The sequence below is a fragment of the Pseudomonas sp. RW3S2 genome, assembly GCF_014268955.1.
GTDB lineage: Bacteria > Pseudomonadota > Gammaproteobacteria > Pseudomonadales > Pseudomonadaceae > Aquipseudomonas > Aquipseudomonas wayambapalatensis.
On record NZ_JABWRM010000001.1, the window covers coordinates 165,387 to 183,919 of the forward strand.

General features: G+C 64.2%; 18 protein-coding genes. 7 read left to right on the forward strand and 11 right to left on the reverse strand.

Going from position 1 to position 18,533, the window contains the following annotated elements:
• Nucleotides 1–2: 2 nt before the first annotated feature.
• Complete coding sequence (locus tag HU748_RS00765; protein WP_186718824.1) at nt 3–1,154, reverse strand: efflux RND transporter periplasmic adaptor subunit; 1,152 nt, start codon at nt 1,152–1,154, stop codon at nt 3–5.
• A gap of 253 nt (nt 1,155–1,407) precedes the next feature.
• Between HU748_RS00765 and HU748_RS00770 the strand changes: the two genes are divergently transcribed.
• On the forward strand, nt 1,408–2,040 hold the full coding sequence (locus HU748_RS00770; RefSeq protein WP_186718825.1) for a TetR family transcriptional regulator: 633 nt from the start codon (nt 1,408–1,410) through the stop codon (nt 2,038–2,040).
• 83 nt (nt 2,041–2,123) lie between these two features.
• Here HU748_RS00770 and HU748_RS00775 read toward each other — a convergent pair whose 3' ends face one another.
• Nucleotides 2,124–3,575 carry an MDR family MFS transporter gene (locus tag HU748_RS00775; RefSeq protein ID WP_186709308.1) on the reverse strand — a complete coding sequence of 484 codons (1,452 nt, stop codon included), beginning with the start codon at nt 3,573–3,575 and terminating at the stop codon, nt 2,124–2,126.
• Between the two features lie 376 nt (nt 3,576–3,951).
• Between HU748_RS00775 and HU748_RS00780 the strand changes: the two genes are divergently transcribed.
• A complete protein-coding gene (locus HU748_RS00780) occupies nt 3,952–4,821 on the forward strand; it encodes an oxaloacetate decarboxylase (RefSeq protein WP_054894495.1) in 870 nt (289 codons plus the stop codon).
• Between the two features lie 18 nt (nt 4,822–4,839).
• On the opposite strand, the gene HU748_RS00785 is transcribed toward HU748_RS00780, so the two are convergent.
• Nucleotides 4,840–5,013 carry a hypothetical protein gene (locus tag HU748_RS00785; protein WP_186667276.1) on the reverse strand — a complete coding sequence of 58 codons (174 nt, stop codon included), beginning with the start codon at nt 5,011–5,013 and terminating at the stop codon, nt 4,840–4,842.
• Nucleotides 5,014–5,124: 111 nt separating this feature from the next.
• Nucleotides 5,125–6,033 (reverse strand): LysR family transcriptional regulator, encoded by a 909-nt coding sequence (locus HU748_RS00790; RefSeq protein WP_186667275.1) that lies wholly within the window; start codon nt 6,031–6,033, stop codon nt 5,125–5,127.
• A gap of 104 nt (nt 6,034–6,137) precedes the next feature.
• On the opposite strand from HU748_RS00790, the gene HU748_RS00795 reads away from it, so the two are divergent.
• Nucleotides 6,138–7,013, forward strand: a complete 876-nt coding sequence (locus HU748_RS00795; RefSeq protein ID WP_186667274.1) for an MBL fold metallo-hydrolase — start codon at nt 6,138–6,140, stop codon at nt 7,011–7,013.
• Nucleotides 7,014–7,042: 29 nt separating this feature from the next.
• Entirely contained in the window at nt 7,043–7,657 is a 615-nt protein-coding gene (locus HU748_RS00800) for an NAD(P)-dependent oxidoreductase (RefSeq protein ID WP_186718826.1), read from the forward strand.
• A 69-nt stretch (nt 7,658–7,726) separates the two neighbouring features.
• Here the strand turns inward: HU748_RS00800 and HU748_RS00805 are convergent, their stop codons facing one another.
• A complete protein-coding gene (locus HU748_RS00805; RefSeq protein ID WP_186709302.1) occupies nt 7,727–8,602 on the reverse strand; it encodes a LysR substrate-binding domain-containing protein in 876 nt (291 codons plus the stop codon).
• 112 nt (nt 8,603–8,714) lie between these two features.
• Between HU748_RS00805 and HU748_RS00810 the strand changes: the two genes are divergently transcribed.
• On the forward strand, nt 8,715–10,349 hold the full coding sequence (locus HU748_RS00810; protein WP_186667346.1) for a 5-guanidino-2-oxopentanoate decarboxylase: 1,635 nt from the start codon (nt 8,715–8,717) through the stop codon (nt 10,347–10,349).
• 15 nt (nt 10,350–10,364) lie between these two features.
• On the opposite strand, the gene HU748_RS00815 is transcribed toward HU748_RS00810, so the two are convergent.
• Complete coding sequence (locus HU748_RS00815) at nt 10,365–11,288, reverse strand: AraC family transcriptional regulator (protein WP_186718827.1); 924 nt, start codon at nt 11,286–11,288, stop codon at nt 10,365–10,367.
• Nucleotides 11,289–11,490: 202 nt separating this feature from the next.
• On the opposite strand from HU748_RS00815, the gene HU748_RS00820 reads away from it, so the two are divergent.
• Nucleotides 11,491–11,784, forward strand: coding sequence for an antibiotic biosynthesis monooxygenase family protein (locus tag HU748_RS00820; protein WP_186667270.1), 294 nt, complete (start codon nt 11,491–11,493; stop codon nt 11,782–11,784).
• Nucleotides 11,785–11,893: 109 nt separating this feature from the next.
• On the forward strand, nt 11,894–12,127 hold the full coding sequence (locus HU748_RS00825; protein ID WP_065862393.1) for a hypothetical protein: 234 nt from the start codon (nt 11,894–11,896) through the stop codon (nt 12,125–12,127).
• Here HU748_RS00825 and HU748_RS00830 read toward each other — a convergent pair whose 3' ends face one another.
• From HU748_RS00830 to HU748_RS00850, 5 genes are all read right to left on the reverse strand, one after another.
• Nucleotides 12,128–12,733, reverse strand: coding sequence for a flavin reductase family protein (locus HU748_RS00830; protein ID WP_186667269.1), 606 nt, complete (start codon nt 12,731–12,733; stop codon nt 12,128–12,130). It abuts the gene before it with no gap.
• A gap of 118 nt (nt 12,734–12,851) precedes the next feature.
• The gene (locus tag HU748_RS00835) at nt 12,852–13,256 is read right to left on the reverse strand and encodes a heme utilization protein (protein WP_186667268.1); all 405 of its coding nucleotides are present in this window, start codon (nt 13,254–13,256) and stop codon (nt 12,852–12,854) included.
• Between the two features lie 491 nt (nt 13,257–13,747).
• A complete protein-coding gene (locus HU748_RS00840) occupies nt 13,748–15,067 on the reverse strand; it encodes an MFS transporter (protein ID WP_186667267.1) in 1,320 nt (439 codons plus the stop codon).
• Nucleotides 15,068–15,346: 279 nt separating this feature from the next.
• A complete protein-coding gene (locus HU748_RS00845) occupies nt 15,347–16,684 on the reverse strand; it encodes a sigma-54 dependent transcriptional regulator (RefSeq protein ID WP_186667266.1) in 1,338 nt (445 codons plus the stop codon).
• Complete coding sequence (locus tag HU748_RS00850) at nt 16,678–18,435, reverse strand: ATP-binding protein (RefSeq protein WP_186667265.1); 1,758 nt, start codon at nt 18,433–18,435, stop codon at nt 16,678–16,680. The genes HU748_RS00845 and HU748_RS00850 overlap by 7 nt, the downstream gene beginning before the upstream one ends.
• Nucleotides 18,436–18,533: the final 98 nt, after the last annotated feature.

The window sequence follows — 18,533 nt, forward strand, 5'->3', positions numbered from 1 at the left end:
GTTTACTCCGCTTTGGCGTCTTTCGCTGCGCTGGCCTGTTCAGGGCTGGCCGGCTTCTTGACGTTGGTGGCTTCGCTGACCTTTACCTCGGCACCCGGGCGCACATATTGCAGCCCTTCGGTGATCAGGCGGTCGCCCGCGTTGAGGCCTTCCTCGACCAGCCACTCGTTGCCCAGCGTGCGGCTGGCCTTGAGCTGACGCAGTTCCACCTTGTTATCCTTGTTCACCACCAGTGCCGTGGGCGCGCCCTTGAGGTCGCGGGTCACACCTTGTTGCGGGGCGAGGATGGCGTTGGCATTGACCCCTGCCTGCAGGCGGGCATGCACGAACATGCCGGGCAGCAGGGTGTGGTCGGGGTTGGGGAAGACGGCGCGCAGGGTCACGGAACCGGTGGTCTCGTCGACCGAGACTTCGGAAAACTCCAGGCGACCTTCGCCGGCGAACTTGCTACCGTCTTCGAGGACCAACTGGACCTTGGCGGCGTTGTCGCCGGCCTTCTGCAACTTGCCGCTTTCCAGGTCACGGCGCAGCTTGAGCAGCTCGGCGGTGGACTGGGTCACGTCGACGTAGATCGGGTCGAGCTGCTGGATGGTTGCCATGGCATTGGTCTGGCCGTTGCTCACCAGCGCGCCTTCGGTGACCGAGGAGCGACCGATACGACCGCTGATCGGTGCCAGCACCTTGGTGTAGCGCAGGTCGATCTGCGCGCTCTTGAGCGATGCCTCGGCCTGCAATCGTTTGGCATTGGCGTCGTCGTATTCCTGCTTGGAGACGGCTTGCTCGTCGATCAGTTGCTTGTAGCGCTCGGCCAGCGATCGGGTGGCCTGCAGGTTGGCCTGGGCGTTGGCCAGGTTGGCCTCGTAGACGGCAGGGTCGATCTGGTAGAGCTGCTGCCCTTCCTTGACGTCGCTGCCTTCCTTGAACAGGCGCTTGAGAATGATGCCGTTGACCTGTGGCCGGACTTCGGCGATGCGGTAGGCGCTGGTGCGCCCCGGCAGTTCCGAGGTCAGGGTGAAGGCCTGCGGCTGCAGGGTGACGACGCCGACCAGAGGAGCCTGCGCTGCGGGCGCGGCTTCTTCTTTCTTGCAGCCACTGAGCAGGGTTGCCAGGGCGACGGCGGAAACCAGGGCGGTAACGGCTGGCTTGAATTGCATGAGGATCCTCGGGTCGCAGGAGCAGGGGGAGCTCAAGAATAGTGGAAGAGTCTTTTAAGAAAAATCGCTATCCGGTGGATTAGTAGCTTACTAACGAATATACTTACATTCATGGTTGTTTGTAAATACCGCGTGGTGGTACCAGGCTACTACCGCAAAACGTGATTAATGCACCCGGGAGCCGCCCTGCAGAGGTGAACCCGGATTAAAGCCCGTGCGATCTTGTGCCGGGCTCAGATGAGGTTGAGCTGCCATGGTCCGTCGAACCAAAGAGGAAGCCCAGGAAACCCGCGCCCAGATCATCGAGGCGGCGGAAAAGGCTTTCTACAAGCGCGGAGTTGCGCGAACCACCTTGGCCGATATCGCCGAGATCGCGGGGGTCACCCGTGGTGCGATCTACTGGCATTTTAGTAACAAGGCCGAGTTGGTCCAGGCGCTGCTCGACAGTTTGCATGAGACCCATGACCACCTCGCGCGTGCCAGCGAAAGCGAGGATGAACTCGACCCGCTCGGCTGCATGCGCAAGCTGCTGTTGCAAGTGCTCAATGACCTGGTACTGGACGCCAGGACCCGGCGTATCAATGAAATCCTGCATCATAAGTGCGAGTTCACCGATGAGATGTGTGAGATCCGCCAGCAGCGACAAGGCGCCATCGTCGAATGCCACGAGGGCATTTCCCGTGCCCTGGCCAATGCAGTACGCCGTGGCCAGTTGCCCGCCGACCTGGATGTCGAGCGTGCGGCCATCGCCATGTTCGCCTATGTCGACGGCCTGATCGGGCGCTGGCTACTGCTGCCGGACAGCTTCGACCTGCTGCGCGATGCGGAAAAATGGGTCGACACAGGGTTGGATATGCTGCGCTTGAGCCCGGCCCTGCGCAAATGACACTTTGTTAAGGATTGTGAGGAAGTCTTTCCCGGCCGGATTAAGTCGGGGTTAAAAGGGGCCGCGTTGCGGCCCTGGTCTTTTCAATGCCCGCGTAATTGCCGGTCCGGCAACGCCAGTGCTGCCAGCAGCCCCAGCAGTGCTGCGCCGGCACTGGCCAGCAGCAGGTATCGGAACGTCACCAGCAGGTGTGCCTGGGTCGCCGGGTCCGTCTCGCCGCCCTTCAGGCTGCCCAGCAGCGGGTTGCCCAGCACCTCCAGCCCTCCGACATGCAGCAGCGCCAGCAGCAGGCTGGACATGCAGGCCACACCCATCGCCCCGCCCAGGGAGCGAAACAGGTTGGTGGTGCTGGTGGCCACGCCGATATCCTTCATGTCCACTGCGCTCTGTGTCCCCACCAGCGAAGTCGGGAACTGCAGCCCGCAGGCGATGCCGGTCAGCAGCATGAACAGCCCGCCCAGCCAGGCTGATTGCGGCGGAGTTAGGGCCATGCCGAGGATCGCCAGCGGCATCAGCAGCGCGCCCGCCAGGATCTGTGGTTTGTAGCGCCCGGTGAAGGTGGTCAGGCGGCCTGCGCTGAAGGCGCCCAGCGGCAACCCCATCGCCAACGGCAGCAGGTGCAGCGCGGCGCTGTCGGCGCCGGCACCGGTGATGCTCTGGAAGCGCAGCGGCATGAGCATGGTCAGCGAGATCGACTGGAAGCTGGCGAAGAAGATCACGCACCAGCACAGTACGGCGACCCGGTTGCCGAACAGCTTCAGTGGCAACAGCGGTTCCTGGCAGCGGCGTTCGTGGGCGACGAACAGCGCCAGGCCCAGCACCGCGCAGGCAATCAGGGCCAGCACCGGCGGCGCGGTCCAGGCATGGCCCTGGCCGACCAGGGTGATGCCCAGCAACAAACTGCCCAGGCCCAGGATCAGCAGCAATGCACCGATATAGTCGACCTGCGCTTCCCGGCGTTGGACCGGCATGCCCATCAGCGCGCGGCGGATCACCCACCAGGCGCAAAGCCCCAGCGGCAGGTTGATCCAGAACACCCAGCGCCACGACAGGTACTCGGTCAGCCACCCGCCGAGCACCGGGCCAGCCACGCTGGCCAGCGCGTACATGCTGCTGAAATATCCCTGGTAGCGTCCACGCTCGCGAGGCGGGACGAAGTCGCCGATGATTGCCTGGCTGACCGAGACCATGCCACCCGCGCCGATACCTTGCAGCACCCGCGCCAGCACCAGTTGTTCCATGTTCTGGGCCAGGGCGCAGAAGATCGAGGCCAGGGTGAACAGTGCGGTGCCGGTGAGGATCATGCGCCGACGGCCATAAAGGTCGCCCAGCTTGCCGTAGATCGGCACGGCCACGGTCATGGCCACCATATAGCCGGAGATGACCCAGGCCAGCAGGCCGACATCGTTGAACTGGGCGGAAATCGCTGGCATGGAGACGGCGACGATGGTCTGGTCGAGGGCACCAAGAAGAATCGCCAGCATCAGCGCGCTGAGCACGCTGCGCAAGACGGCGGGAGGCAGGGCGGCGGTCACGGGGTCACACCTTGTGGTCGGAGGTCGTGAAATTGTGCTGTTCGTCGGCGGCCCGTGGCGAGTGAAATGGCTGCAAACGCGATGAGGATTGTAACCTGAGTTAGGTAGCTTCCTATGTACTGTCTGCATCGCCTATGCGCGATCGGCATAAGCGCTTTCACACGAACGCGCATGGCTGCGTGATATCGTGCAAGTTCATAGCAGCCGAAATACACTGGTTTGCACCCATTTGGTGCATTGTGACCCAGGTTTCCGCATCGCTGTAATCCCCCACTTCTCTTCCACTCTCTGCATGTCATGTCTATGACAGGCGGAGGGTCCCGGTTCAGGGGCGGTAGTCAGCCAGTTCGATTTTTCACGTTTATGCGGAGTGATCATGCCCAAGGCTTCCCACCAAGATCTGCGTTTTGCCTTCCGCGAACTGCTCGCGTCGGGTTCGTGCTATCACACAGCTTCAGTCTTCGACCCGATGTCGGCGCGCATCGCCGCAGACCTGGGCTTTGAAGTCGGTATCCTCGGCGGCTCGGTCGCGTCCCTGCAGGTGCTCGCCGCCCCGGACTTCGCCCTGATCACCCTGAGCGAATTCGTCGAGCAGGCCACACGCATTGGCCGCGTCGCCCAGTTGCCGTTCATTGCCGATGCCGACCATGGCTATGGCAATGCGCTGAACGTCATGCGTACGGTGATCGAGCTGGAGCGCGCCGGCGTGGCGGCGCTGACCATCGAAGACACCCTGCTGCCGGCCCAGTTCGGTCGCAAGTCCACCGATCTGATCTCGGTGGAAGAGGGCGTCGGCAAGATCCGTGCAGCGCTGGAGGCACGTGTCGATTCGTCGCTGTCGATCATTGCCCGCACCAACGCCGGCGTACTGACCACCGAGGAAATCATCGTCCGCACCCAGAGCTACCAGAAGGCCGGTGCCGACGGTATCTGCATGGTGGGGGTGAAGGATTTCGAGCAACTGGAGCAGATCACCGAGCACCTGAACGTGCCGCTGATGCTGGTCAGCTACGGCAATCCGAACCTGCGTGACGACGAACGCCTGGCGCGCCTGGGCGTGCGCATCGTGGTCGATGGCCATGCAGCGTACTTCGCCGCGATCAAGGCCACCTACGACTGCCTGCGTCTGCAGCGCGGGCAGCAGAACAAGTCCGAGAACCTCAGCGCCACCGAGCTTTCGCACACCTACACCCAGCCTGAGGATTACATCCGCTGGGCTAAGGAGTACATGAGCGTCGAGGAGTGACCGACAGGCGTTGTCGGGCTACCTGAGAGCGCTCAGCGTTGCAGTGTGCGGGACGCAGTGCTCGTGTGCGCAACTGGCCGCGGTACTGGGCTGGCTACGCAGCAGCTCGACGCGCCAGCAGGCCGAACCGTAGAGCCCGGCCACGGCGACCAGGGCCAGGACGATCGCGCAGCGTCTGGATTTGATGCCCATGTTGCCTACCTCCTGCTGTGACCACAGGTGATGCCTGTAAGCATAGGTCAGGGCGCAGCAATTGCCTGGAGCGAGCATCGAGATCGGTGTGATTTCCGTAGCAGCGGCGCGCTAATCCATCTCTCGATCCCACAGCGGTTCTTCACTGAACCGCTGGGCAAGAAAGTCCAGCATGCTGCGCAAGGTTGCCGGCATGTGTTTGCGTGAGGTGTAGACCGCATTGAGGTTCAGCTCCCGTGGTCGGGCCATGGGCAGTAACTTCACCAGCTCGCCGCGACGCACTGCGCAAGCGGCCTGGTAGGTTGGCAGCATGGCGATTCCGGCACCGGCCAGGGCAGCCTTCTGCAAGGTCAGGGCCTCGTTGGCGCTGATGTTGCCCTGCACGGGCACCGCGACCTGTTCACCGGCCACCTCGAAATGCCACAGGCTGTGGCCGAAGTAGGCGTGGGTCAGGCAGTTGTGCTGGGTCAAGTCCTCGACTCGCTGCGGCGTGCCGTACTCGTGCAAGTAGGCGGGGCTGGCGCAGACCACCGACCGGCAGACGCTCAGGCGCCGGGCAATCAGGTTCGGGTCCAGGTCGTTGCTGGTGCGGATCGCCAGGTCGATGCGCTCGTCAACCAGGTTGACCGTGCGATCGAGCATCTGCAACTCCACCTTCACTCCCGGATAGCGCTTCACGTACTCCGCCACCGCATCCACCAACTGCGCCTGACCGAACGAGGTGCTCACGCTGATGCGCAGCTCGCCGCGCGGTGCGTCTTCAGGCGCACGCACCGCTGTCTGCAGGTCGCAGGCCAGTTCCAGCATCTGTCGGCAGCGTGGCAGGGTGTCCAGGCCCGCGGCCGTCAGGCTCAGCTTGCGCGTGGTGCGCTGCATCAAGCGTGCGCCGACCCACTCTTCAAGCTCGGCGAGGTAGCGCGATACCACAGGCCTGGAAAGCTCCAGGTGATCTGCCGCGGCCGACTGGCTGCCCAGGTCGACGACGGTGACGAACACGCGCATGGCGTTAAGACGATCCATGATTTGCCCGATTTCAGAAACAAACTATGTTCAAGCATCGCATTTTTTGTGACGGATCGGGCAACTAAGCTGTGTTCCATCGTCCCGCTTTCAGGAATCTCTCCATGTCGATTTTCACTCCACTGCGCAGTCTGATGCTGGCCTGTGTTGCCCTGACGGGCCAGGCAATGGCGGCCGATCCGCTGCACCTGGATGTCTACAACCCAGGCCATGACGCACTGTTCCCGGTCAGTTCGGTCATCGTCAGTGGCGAGCGGGAGGCCGTGCTGGTGGATGCGCAGTTCGGCAAGACCCAGGCCGAGCAGGTGGCCGAGCGTCTGCGCGCCAGCGGCAAGCGGCTGACCACCATCTACATCAGCCATGGCGATCCGGACTACTACTTCGGCCTCGACACCCTGACCCAGGCGTTTCCAGACGCCAAGGTGGTTGCCTCCGCTGCCACCGTGGCGCACATCCGCCAGACCATGGACGCCAAGCTGGCCTACTGGGGCCCGCAGATGGGCGCCGACAAGCCCACGAAACTGGTCGTGCCCCAGGTGTTGGCCGGTAACCGCCTGGAGCTGGAAGGGCAGACGCTGGAAGTCGTTGGCCTGGACGGCCCGCAGCCCGACCGCAGCTTCGTCTGGATTCCCTCGATCAAGGCGGTGGTCGGTGGTGTTGTGGTTTCCGAGAACATTCACGTATGGATGGCTGACACCCAGTCGGCCCAGTCCCACACCGACTGGCTGGCAACCCTCGCCCACATCGAAAAACTGGCCCCGCGCACAGTGATCCCGGGTCACTACCTGGGCCAGAGCAGCCGTTCGCTGGACGCCGTGCGCTTTACCGCAGGCTACATCCGTGCCTTTGACAGCGAGACGGCCAAGGCCCGCGATGCGGCGGCGCTGATTGCTGCAATGAGCAAGCGTTATCCGAACCTGGCCGATGAAAGCTCGCTGGAGCTCGGTGCCAAGGTCGCAAAAGGCGAAATGAAGTGGTAACCCCCTACAACCCTGATGGAGTGTTTCCCATGAGCAAGATCGCAATCATCGGTGCCACCGGCCGCGCTGGCAGCCAGTTGCTGGAAGAGGCCCTGCGCCGTGGCCACAGCGTGGTCGCCATCGCCCGCGATCCGTCTTCGCTGCAGGGCCGTGAAGGTGTCACGGTCAAGGCGCTGGATGCCCGGGACAGCGCTGCGCTGCAGGCGGCTGTCACGGGCGTGGATGCTGTGCTGAGCGCTGCACACTTCTCCACCCTCGAGCCGCAGGCAATCATCGAGCCGGTCAAGGGCGCCGGGGTCAAGCGCCTGCTGGTGGTTGGTGGTGCCGGCAGCTTGCTGCTGCCGTCGGGGCAGCGGGTGATCGACAGCCCGGACTTCCCTGAGGCCTACAAGGCCGAGGCCAGCGCCGGCGTGCGTTTTCTCGACACCTTGCGCCAGGAGCCGACCTTGGACTGGACCTTCCTCTCGCCTTCGGCCGAGTTCGTCGAGGGTGCGCGCAGCGGGCGCTATACGCTGGGCAAGGATCACCTGCTGATCGGGGCCGACGGCAAGAGCTGGATCACCTTCGCCGACTATGCCATTGCCTTGATCGACGAGCTTGAAAAGCCTGCCCATACGCGCCAGCGCTTCACTGTCGGGTACTGATGTCGCGCATCGGGTGCAGCAGCAACGGGCTTGTTCAAAAGCCAAAGGCCAGTCCAGTCCGCTCCGTTCCTACAGGCCGGCACGTGCCTGCAGCCAGTCCAGCAACTCGCCGAGCCCCGGTGGCAGGCTCTTCGACGGGCAGACCAGGTAGTAACCTTTGCCCGTCATCACCTTCAGCGCGAAGGGCATGCATAACCGCCCACTGCGCAGGTCATCGCCGATCAGCGCCCAGTCGCCGATGGCCACGCCGGTTCCCTGCGAGGCCATGGCCATCGCCATGTCCAGTGTCTCGAAATGCTGGCGTCGGCCCTGCGGCTCGAACGCAGCGCCAGCCGCCTGCAGCCACAGGCGCCAGTCATGTTCGTCGCGCGAGGGGTGCAGCAGCATGTGCCGCGCCAGGTCCTCCACTCGCTCCAAAGGCACCCCGCCTTGCAGCAACGACGGTGCGCACACCGGCGTCAGTTGCTCGTCGAACAGCTTGAGCACCAGCGAGCCCTGGGCGGGCGGGCTGCCATACACCACTGCAGCATCGAAACCTTCATGACGAAAATCCACGCCGTGCTGCACGGTGGTGGTCAGCTCCACCGGCACATCCGGGCGCAGCGCCTGCCACTCCATCAGCCTCGGCAGCAGCCAACGCATCACGCAGGTGGGTGCCTTGAGCTGCAAGGTCGCGGTGCGCGCGCCGACCTCGCGCACGCCCTGTTCGATCAGGGCGAACACCTGCTGCACCCGCGGCAGCCAGTCCTGGCCTTCACGGGTCAGGCTCAGGCCACGGGCCTGGCGCTGAAACAGGGGATAGCCGAGCTGCTCCTCGAGCCCGGCGATCTGCCGGCTGACAGCGCCCTGGGTGATGTGCAACTGCTGGGCGGCACGGGTGAAGTTGCAGTGCTGGGCGGTGACCAGGAAGGTGTGCAGCGCGGGCAGGGGAGGGAGTCGTTTCATCGCGGCGAGCCATGATCTGGAGACATGGCTAGTATGTGTTTTTTTGCATTGTCGCGGTAGCCGCGGCTTGGTTCCATGGGCACTGATTTCAACAAGAATCAGGGTAACGATGATGGCAACCTGTGGCGAAGTACTGGTCAAACTCCTCGAAGGCTATGGCGTAGATCATGTGTTCGGGATTCCCGGCGTGCATACCGTAGAGCTCTACCGCGGGCTTGCGCGCTCGTCGATCCGTCATGTCACGCCGCGCCACGAGCAGGGCGCCGGCTTCATGGCCGATGGATACGCGCGCACGCGTGGCAAGCCGGGGGTGTGCTTCATCATCACCGGCCCCGGCATGACCAACATCACCACGGCCATGGGCCAGGCTTATGCCGACTCGATCCCGATGCTGGTGATCTCCAGCGTGCAGTCGCGCAATGCACTGGGCGGTGGGCGCGGCAAACTGCACGAGTTGCCGAACCAGTCTGCGTTGGTGGCCGGCGTTGCCGCGTTCTCCCAGACCTTGATGAGCGCCGATGACCTGCCCCAGGTACTGGCCCGTGCCTTCGCCGTGTTCGACGGTGCCCGGCCACGCCCTGTGCATATCGAGATCCCGCTGGATGTGCTGGTCGAGCCAGCCGACCACCTGCTGCAGGCTCGACCGGTACGCACCAGCCGTGCGGGCGCCGCGCCCCAGGTCGTGGCGCAGATGGCTGAGCGCCTGGCCAAGGCCCAGCGCCCGCTGATTCTCGCCGGTGGTGGGGCGCTGGCGGCAGGCGATGCCCTGGCGCAGTTGGCCGAGCAGCTCCAGGCACCGGTGGCCCTGACCATCAATGCCAAGGGCCTGCTGCCGGCTGCCCATCCGTTGCAGATCGGTTCGACCCAATCGCTGCCGGCAACCCGCGCCCTGGTTGCCGAGGCCGACGTGGTTCTGGCCATTGGCACCGAGCTTGCCGAAACCGACTACGACGTGACCTTCAAGGGCGGTTTCGAGATCCCTGGCGGCCTGCTGCGCATCGACATCGATCCGGACCAGACCGTACGCAACTACCTGCCTGAGCTGGCGCTGGTCGCCGATGCCAAGCTGGCTGCCGAAGCCCTGGTTGCGGCGCTGGCCGAGCAGCCTGCGGTGCGTGACCAGCGCTGGGGCGCTGCCCGTGCCGAGCGTCTGCGCAACGACCTGGCCGCTGGCTGGGACCAACCGACCCTGAGCCAGACCCGCCTGCTTGCCGCGGTGCTGGAAACCTTGCCCGATGCCGTGCTGGTGGGCGACTCGACCCAGCCGGTCTACACCGGCAACCTCACCCTCGACCTGGACCGTCCGCGTCGCTGGTTCAACGCTTCGACCGGCTACGGCACGCTCGGTTATGCCTTGCCGGCGGCGATGGGCGCCTGGCTTGGCAGCGCCGAAGTGATGGCTGAACGGGCCCCGTCGGTATGCCTGATCGGTGACGGTGGCCTGCAGTTCACCCTGCCGGAGCTGGCCAGTGCAGTCGAGGCACAGGTGCCGCTGATCGTCCTGCTGTGGAACAACCAAGGCTACGAAGAGATCAAGAAGTACATGGTCAATCGCGCCATCGAGCCCGTGGGCGTGGACATCCACACCCCGGACTTCATCACCGTTGCGCAGGGGCTGGGTGCGGCGGCCGAACATGTCGGCGATGTGGCGCAGTTGCAGGCCGCGCTGGCGCTGGCGGTGGAGCGCAAGGGGCCGACCCTGATCCAGGTGGACCAGGCTCAGTGGCAGGCAGCGGTGGCTGGCTGAGGTACTCGCGCGGGGTCAACCCGCGCTTGAGCGCAGGCGCGCCATGTCACGAATCGGCGGCGCGCCGTACAGCCGACTGTACTCCCGGCTGAACTGCGACGGGCTTTCATAGCCCACCCGATACCCCGCCACCGCAGCCTCCAAACCATCGTTGAGCATCAGCCGCCGGGCTTCCTGCAGGCGCAGTTGCTTCTGGTACTGCAACGGGCTCATGGACGTCACGGCCTTGAACCTGTGGTGCAAGGTCGAGGTGCTCAGGTTCACTTCCCGGGCCAGCTCTTCGATGCGCAGCGGCAGGTGAAAATGCTTGTTGAGCCAGGTGATCGCCTGGCTCACCCGGTGCGTCTGGCTGTTGGCCAGGGCAATCTCGTACAGGCGATGCCCCTGCGGCCCGCGCAGCAGGCGGTAGAGGATTTCGCGGCGAAACAGCGGGGCCAGCATCGGGATGTCGCGCGGGGTATCGAGCAAGCGGACCAGGCGCAGCAAGGCATCGAGCAGGTGCGCATCGGTCTTTTCCACATACAGCCCAAGCCCGGACTGCACGTTGGGCACCAGCATCGGGCCGCTTTCGGCAATCAACTGGCTGATCTCCGCCGCGTCCAGGTCGATCCGCAGCCCAAGCACAGGGTTTTCCGGGCTGGCGTCGAGCCTCACCCGACTGATCGGCATGGCCACCGACACCACCATGTAGTGCAGCGGGTCGTAGGCATACTGCTGATCGCCCAGGAACAAGCTCTTGCTGCCCTGGGCCATGACGCAGAGAGCCGGCAGGGCCAGGCCCGGCTTCGAACGGATGTTGTCTTCGTAACGCGACAGGTATAGCTGCTCGATGGCCGTCGGTGGTCCGTGGGGGTCGCCTGCGTGCCTCAGGATCAGGTCAGCGAGTTCCAGGCGCTGGTTTTCCAGGGTCGGGTCGAGAGCGGCAAGGGCAGTGGTCATGATCGAATTCCTTCAGGGACCGGGCCAGCATAGATTTGGGCAACATCCGGCGCTAGCCAAATGCTGCCGACCGATTGCCTGATCCTGCATTGCGACAGGATCAGGCAATCGGCAGACAGAAATGGCCTAACGCAGGGTGCGGGCGAGGACCTAATCTTGGCAGCCTGGCTTTTCCGTCCCGCCTGCTTCAAGGAGATCGTTCATGACCTTGCATCAACCGGTCACACACTTGGCTTTCATCCGTGCCAGCAGCGGTCGTTCGGTGGAACTCGGCATGCGCCTGCGCGACCTGCTCGAGCCTTCACTGCGCAGCCCCGGCTGCCTGGCATTCACCGTCCAGCGCTCCCAGGTTGACGCCGACCTGTGGCTGCTCAGTGGTAGCTGGCAGGACCAGCAGGCCCTGCGCGGTTACTTCGCCTCACCGACGCTCGAGGTGTTCGGCGATCTGGTGCAGGAGCGGGTGGTGGCGAGCATGGACCTGCAGACCTTTGATTGAGGGTTGGTTGGGGGGCTTTTTCGCGGGCACGCTTGCCCACGAAAAGGCCACTACCGTAACGCCTGCTGCAGTAGAATCCCGCCCCTCGATCAACAGCTGGAGCACAGCAATGGCACGCAGAGAATTCCCGGGCTTCGAAGCCGTTTCGGCGATGGTCCCGGTCGAAGGCGGCGGCTACCACGCGGCAATCGCGGTCAAGGCCCTGCACATGGGTGGGGCACCGCGCTTTCACAAAGTTCTGGAGGGCCAGGTGTTCAAGTCGGCACTGGCCGCTGACGAGGCGGCCTGTGCCGAGCTCGAACGCCTGCAGGGCGTCGGTGAAGAGGGCGAGCTGGCCTGGTGATCAGGCCAGCGGGCGGCGCATCTTGAACAGGTTGCCCAGCTCGAAGTAATCCGCCGGGCCACCGCCACGCAGGATCGGCTCGGCGGCAGCCGTGTCGTAGATACCCTCCTTGAGCAGGTGGTCGGCGATATGCACGGCCACCACCTCACCCAGGATCAGCCAGCTGGGCACCAGCTCCTGATCGGCGCGCTTGAGCTGAATGATCTGGCTCACCTTGCACTCGAAGTTCACCGGGCTTTCGCCCACCCGCGGCACGCTGACCACTTTCGAGGGGCTCGGCGTCAGTCCGCTCAGCTCGAATTCGTCGATATCCGCAGCCACTGCCGCGCAGCTCTGGTTCATCTGCTCGGCCAGCGGGCGCGTGGCCAGGTTCCAGACGAACTCGCCGGTCTGTTCGATGTTGTTCAGGCTGTCTTTGCGCCCGACGCTGCAGAAACCGATGATCGGCGGAATGTAGTTGAAGGCGTTGAAGAAGCTATAGGGCGCCAGGTTCAGGCGGCCTTCGCGATCATGGGAAGAGATCCAGCCGATGGGCCGGGGGCCGACGATGGCGTTGAACGGGTCGTGGGGCAGGCCGTGGCCTTGGGCGGGTTCGTAGTAGTACATCTGCGCAGGGCCTTGGCCCTTCCTCTGGGACGGACGAGGCGCCTAGTGTGCCAAGCCTTGGGCTGGCTGGGAATGATCAAGCCCGGCCAAAGCCGGGCTGGGTGACACGCATCAGTGATCAGCTGATGCGGTGGGCGTTGGTGCGGTCGAAGCCGTCTTCGGCGAAGCGCTGGCCGCCGGTGCGGTCGAAGCCGTCTTCGGCGAAGCGTTGGCCGCCAGTGCGGTCGAAGCCATCTTCGGCGAAGCGTTGGCCACCGGTGCGGTCGAAACCGTCTTCGGCGAAGCGTTGGCCGCCAGTGCGGTCGAAACCGTCTTCGGCAAAGCGTTGACCACCAGTGCGGTCGAAACCGTCTTCAGCGAAGCGTTGGCCGCCAGTGCGGTCGAAACCATCTTCGGCGTAGCTGGCCGATTGGCTTTGTACAGCGGCGAAGGTGTGGGCGTTAGTGCGGTCAAAGCCGTCTTCTGCGAAGGCGCCTGCGGCGAAGACGGAAAGGGCCAGGGTCAGGATCAGTTGGTTTTTCATGATTGTTGCTCCAGTAGATTCAAGGGGGTTTGTTCTTGCTATGGATCTCATGCTACGCCGATTAATTTGATTAAAAAGCGCAAAAAACTGCATCTATGAATCGAATTTATCGATGTTTTTGTGGTGATGAAACCTTGAGCTCATCAGGCTTCAGCCCTGCGGGTTCGCACGGGTGGCAAAGGTTTCTTTCAGTGTTGCCAGGATGCATCTGGCCAATTAATGGTGGGTTAAAGGATTGACCGTTCGTCGTCCCTACCTGGAGGATGTGGTGGTAAACGCCCCAACTGCGGATTTATTCCCCGATCGAGTGCTTGACCTCTAGCTGACTTGAGGTTGCATTGCTGTCGTGATGGCAGTGCTGTCGGCACCGGTCGTCGCTCGTACCGATAGCCGGAAGGTTTTCATCGATTGAACGATCGGTCAGGCGCTTACAAAAAAAGGGGCGCCCCGTTATCCGGAGCGCCCCTTTTTGCTGTGCCGCGAACGCAGAATCAATCAGTGGTGATGCGCGAGTGCTGCTTGGTGTCCTTCATGGTCGCGTAGACCAGCAGCGAACAGGCGATGCAGCCGGTGACGTACCAGTAGAAACCGGTTTCCATGCCGATGCTCTTGAACCACAGGGCCACGTACTCGGCAGTACCACCGAAGATCGATACGGTCAGGGCGTAGGGCAGGCCGACGCCCAGGGCGCGGATTTCGGTGGGGAACAGCTCGGCCTTCACCACGGCATTGATCGAGGTATAGCCGCTGACGATGATCAGCGCCGCCATGATCAGGAAGAACGCACCCCACCAGGTCTGGATGGTGTGCAGGGTGCTGAGGATCGGTACGGTGAACAGGGTGCCCAGCACGCCGAAGGCGATCAGGATCGGGCGCCGGCCGATCTTGTCGGACAGCCCGCCGATCACCGGTTGCAGGCACATGAACAGGAACAGGGTGGCCGCCGAGATGGTGGTCGAGTCACTGATGCTCATGCCCACGGTGTTGACCAGGTACTTCTGCATGTAGGTGGTGTAGGTGTAGAAGGCCAGGGTGCCGCCCATGGTCAGGCCGACCACGGTCATCAGCTCCTTGGGGTGGCGCATCAGGGTGCGCATCAGGCTTTCCTTGGACTTCTCTTTCTTGGTGAAGGAGGCAGTCTCTTCCATGCCGCGGCGCAGGTACAGCGCAACCACCGCGCACAGCGCGCCGATCACGAAGGGAACACGCCAGCCCCAGGCATACAGTTCTTCGGTGGTCAGCACATTCTGCAGGATGATCAGCACCGCCAGGGCGATGAGCTGGCCGGAGATCAGGGTGACGTACTGGAAGCTGGAGAAGAAGCCACGGCGTTCCTTGCTGGCCATCTCGCTGAGGTAGGTGGCCGAGGTGCCATATTCACCGCCAACCGACAGGCCCTGCATCAGGCGTGCGATCACCAGCAACACTGGCGCGGCGACACCGATGGTTTCATAGCCAGGGGTCAGGGCGATGACCAGCGAGCCTGCACACATCAGCAGTACCGAAGCCATCAGCGCAGCCTTGCGGCCCTTGCGGTCGGCGTACAGCCCCATCAGCCAGCCGCCGATCGGGCGCATCAGGAAGCCCACGGCGAAGATCGCGGCGGTGTTGAGCAGTTGTGCGGTGGTGTCGCCAGCGGGGAAGAAGGCTTTGGCGAAGTACAGCGAGAATGCGGCGTAGACGTACCAGTCGTACCATTCGACCATGTTGCCGATCGAACCGCTGAAGATCGACTTGAGACGACTGGCGGTGGTTTTTTCCGCGGCGGGCGCAGTGGCCGCCCCGGCGGGCAGGGTGGTGGCGTTATCCATCAGGGATACCTTCTCGTTGTTTTTGTGAGGCGCGCGGGACCGCGGCTTGAGAAGGGTTTTGCAGAAGGTGTGCCAAATGAGGGCGCAACGATCCGAATGAGGTGTCGGCTGCCCCATTCACGGGCACGCCAGCGCCACAGAAGCGCGATGGATCAAGGCCTGCACTGTATCCGTAGGAGCGGGCTTGCCCGCGAACAGCCGCGCTGCTCATCCCGGCCGAGTGCAGGCCATATGAGCGGTAACCCGCCTATTGGCAACTTTTGATCGGCAAGATTCCGCTCATTCGCGCTCGATAAAGTCCTCGCGCATCAGGCCATGGCGCTGCATTTTCTCGTTCAGTGTCCGCCGCGGCAGTTGCAGCGTTTCCATGACCCCTTTGATCTCGCCCTTGTGCTGGCGCAGCGCCGCACGCAGGCACTGCAGCTCGAACGCCTCCATCTGCTCGCTCAGCGACTGACCGCCCGGCGCCACCTCGATGCTCGATGAATCCAGCCCCAGCGCATGACGCTCGGCGGCATTGGCCAGCTCGCGCACATTGCCCGGCCAGTCATGGGCCAGCAGTTGCGCCAGCTGCGCACCTGAAAGCGGCGGGGTGCTGCTGCGCCCCAGGCGCTCGGCGGCGGTACGGGCGAAATGTTCGAACAGCAGCGGAATGTCCTCGCGCCGCTCGCGCAGCGGCGCCAGACGCAGTTCGGCGACGTTCAGACGGTACGCCAGGTCTTCGCGAAACCGCCCGGCGCGGGCCTCGTCGAGCAGATCGGGTTTGGTCGCGGCGATGATGCGCAAGTCGACACTGATGCTCTGGTTGGCACCCAGGCGTTCGAGCTTGTGCTCCTGAATCACCCGCAGCAACTTGGCCTGCTGGGCCAGCGGCATGCTCTCGATCTCGTCGAGAAACACTGTGCCGCCGTTGGCATATTCCAGCTTGCCGATGCGCTTGCCCTGGGCACCTGTGAAGGCGCCGCTCTCATGGCCGAACAGCTCGGCCTCGAACAGGGCTTCGGGGATAGCCGCGCAATTGAGGGCGACGAAGGGTTTGTCGGCGCGCGGGCCGAAGTCGTGCAGGCAGCGCGCCACGCGCTCCTTGCCGCTGCCGGTCTCACCGCGAATCAGCACATTGACTGGCAATCCCGCCAGCTCCAATACCTGTCGGCGCAACTGCTGCAGGCCCTGGGACATCCCCAGCAGGGTCGCCTGCAGCCGCTCCTTGAGGTCGGCCTGCTGGTGCAGCGCGCGGTTTTCCAGCACCAGTTGGCGCTTGTCCAGGGCGCGGCGCAGACTGCCCAACAAGTGCTGCGGGGTGAAGGGTTTTTCCAGGAAGTCGTAGGCGCCGTTGCGCATGGCCTCCACTGCCATCGGCACATCGCCGTGGCCGGTGAGCAGGATCACCGGCAGGTCGGGATCCTGTGCCTGCAGGCGTTCGAGCAGTTGCAGGCCATCCATGCCCGGCATGCGCACATCGCTGATGACCACGCCGGGGAAGTGTTGCGGCAGTTGTGCGAGGCAGTCTTCTGCGCGGGCGAACAACTGCACGCTGAAGCCGGACAGGCTCAGCCACTGCTCCACCGCGGTGCGGATGCTGGCTTCGTCGTCGACGACGATCACTGAATTCAACATGCAGGCTCCAGGTCGCGGGGCAGGGTAAGGCTGAAGCGGGCACCGCCAGGCAGGTTGTCGACCTGCAGCTGGCCGCCGGCTTCATGGACGATGCCATAGGAAATTGCTAGGCCCAGGCCCAGGCCTTCGCCCACCGGCTTGGTGGTGAAGAAGGGATCGAACACGCGGGCCAGGTCGGCATCCTTGATGCCGCCACCGGAGTCGAGCACGCTCAGGTGCCAGCGTTCGTCCTCGGCTTCGATGCGGATCTCCAGACGTTTGTAGCGCTTGTCGGCCATGGCGTCGAGGGCGTTGTGCAGCAGGTTGATCAGCACCTGTTCGAGGCGGATCGCATCGCCGCGCACCCACGCAGGACGTGCCAGGTACAGCGCCACCTCGACCTGCTCGCCGCGAATGCGGGTGTCGAGCAGGTGCAGGGCCTGGTCGACCACGGTGGCCAGGTCAAGACGCTCGCGCAGCCCACCTGGGCTATTGCGTGCGAAGGTCTTGAGGTGGCCGGTGAGGGCGGCCATGCGCGTGAGCATCTGCTCCAGCGGCTCCAGCGCCTGGCGCGCCTGTTCGTGGCGGCCATGGTCGAGCAGCAGGCGCAGGGTTTCCAGTTGCATGCGCTGGGTGGTCAGCGGCTGGTTGATCTCATGGGCCAGCGCCGCCGACATCTGCCCCAGCGCCGCCAACTTGGCCGACTGCACCAGGCCTTCCTGGGCGGTGCGCAGCTCGCGGGTGCGCTCCTCGACCAGGCGTGTCAGCTCTTCGCGGCTGCGCTGGCGCAGGCGGGCGATGCGCAGGCGCTGGCTGACGAACAGCACGGCGAACACCAGGCTCAGCCATACGGCTGCGCCAGACAACGCCGCGTTGCGGGCATCCTCGCTGACCTGCGGCTTGCGCAGCAGGTGCAGGGTCCAGCCCTCGGTGCTCAGCGGCAGGCTCTCCCACAGATAGTCGGCGCTACCGTCCGGCCCCTGCACGCGGCTGAAGGTGCTGCGTTCGTCGAAGCGGGTCAGCAACTGGTGCTGCAGAGGGACCAGCGGCTGCTTGTCGTACTGGCGGGTTTCGGCCAGCTCGGCGCGGTCTGCGGCGGTCAGGGGCTGCAGCTCGCGGTAGCGCCAGCCGTTCTGGTTGGCGATGAAGATGATCCCGCGCGCATCGCTGACCAGCAGGATGTCGCTGCCCTGGCGCCATTCGCGTTCAAGCTCGGGGAATTCGAGCTTGACCACCATGGCACCGAGGAAGCGCCCGTGCTCGTCGTTCACTGCGCTGGACAGGAAATAGCCCGGCACGCCGCTGGTCACGCCGACGGCATAGAAGCTGCCCGAGCCCTGGCTGCGGGTCTGCTTGAAATAGGGGCGAAAGCCATAGTTGGAGCCGACGTATGTGGTCGGCAGGCGCCAGTTGCTGGCTGCCACGGCCAGGCCGGTGCGGTCGAGCAGTTCGAGGGTGGAGGAGTTGGCGGCGCCGTTGATGCGTTCGAGCTTGCGGTTCAGTGCATCCTGCAGCGATTCGCCGACCGGGCCGCGCAGGGCGTCGATCAGCTCCGGGTCCAGCGCCAGGACGGCGGGCAGGGCGCGGTAGCGTTCGATCAGCGTATGCAGGCCGTTGGCGTAGAGGGTCAGTTGCTCGCTGGCCCGGCGTGCGTCGGTCTGCATCGCCTGGCGCTTGGCGTGGTGCATCGCCCAACTGGCGCTGAGGGCAGTGCCGACCAGGATCAGCAGAATGATCAGGGCCAGGCGCAGGGCGCGGAAGGGTGAGGGCATGGTGCGGGTCCGGGCGTTCTGTTTAAGGTGCCGGCCCCTTCGCGGGTAAACCCGCTCCCACAAGAGCACATGTGGCCCTGTGGGAGCGGGCTTGCCCG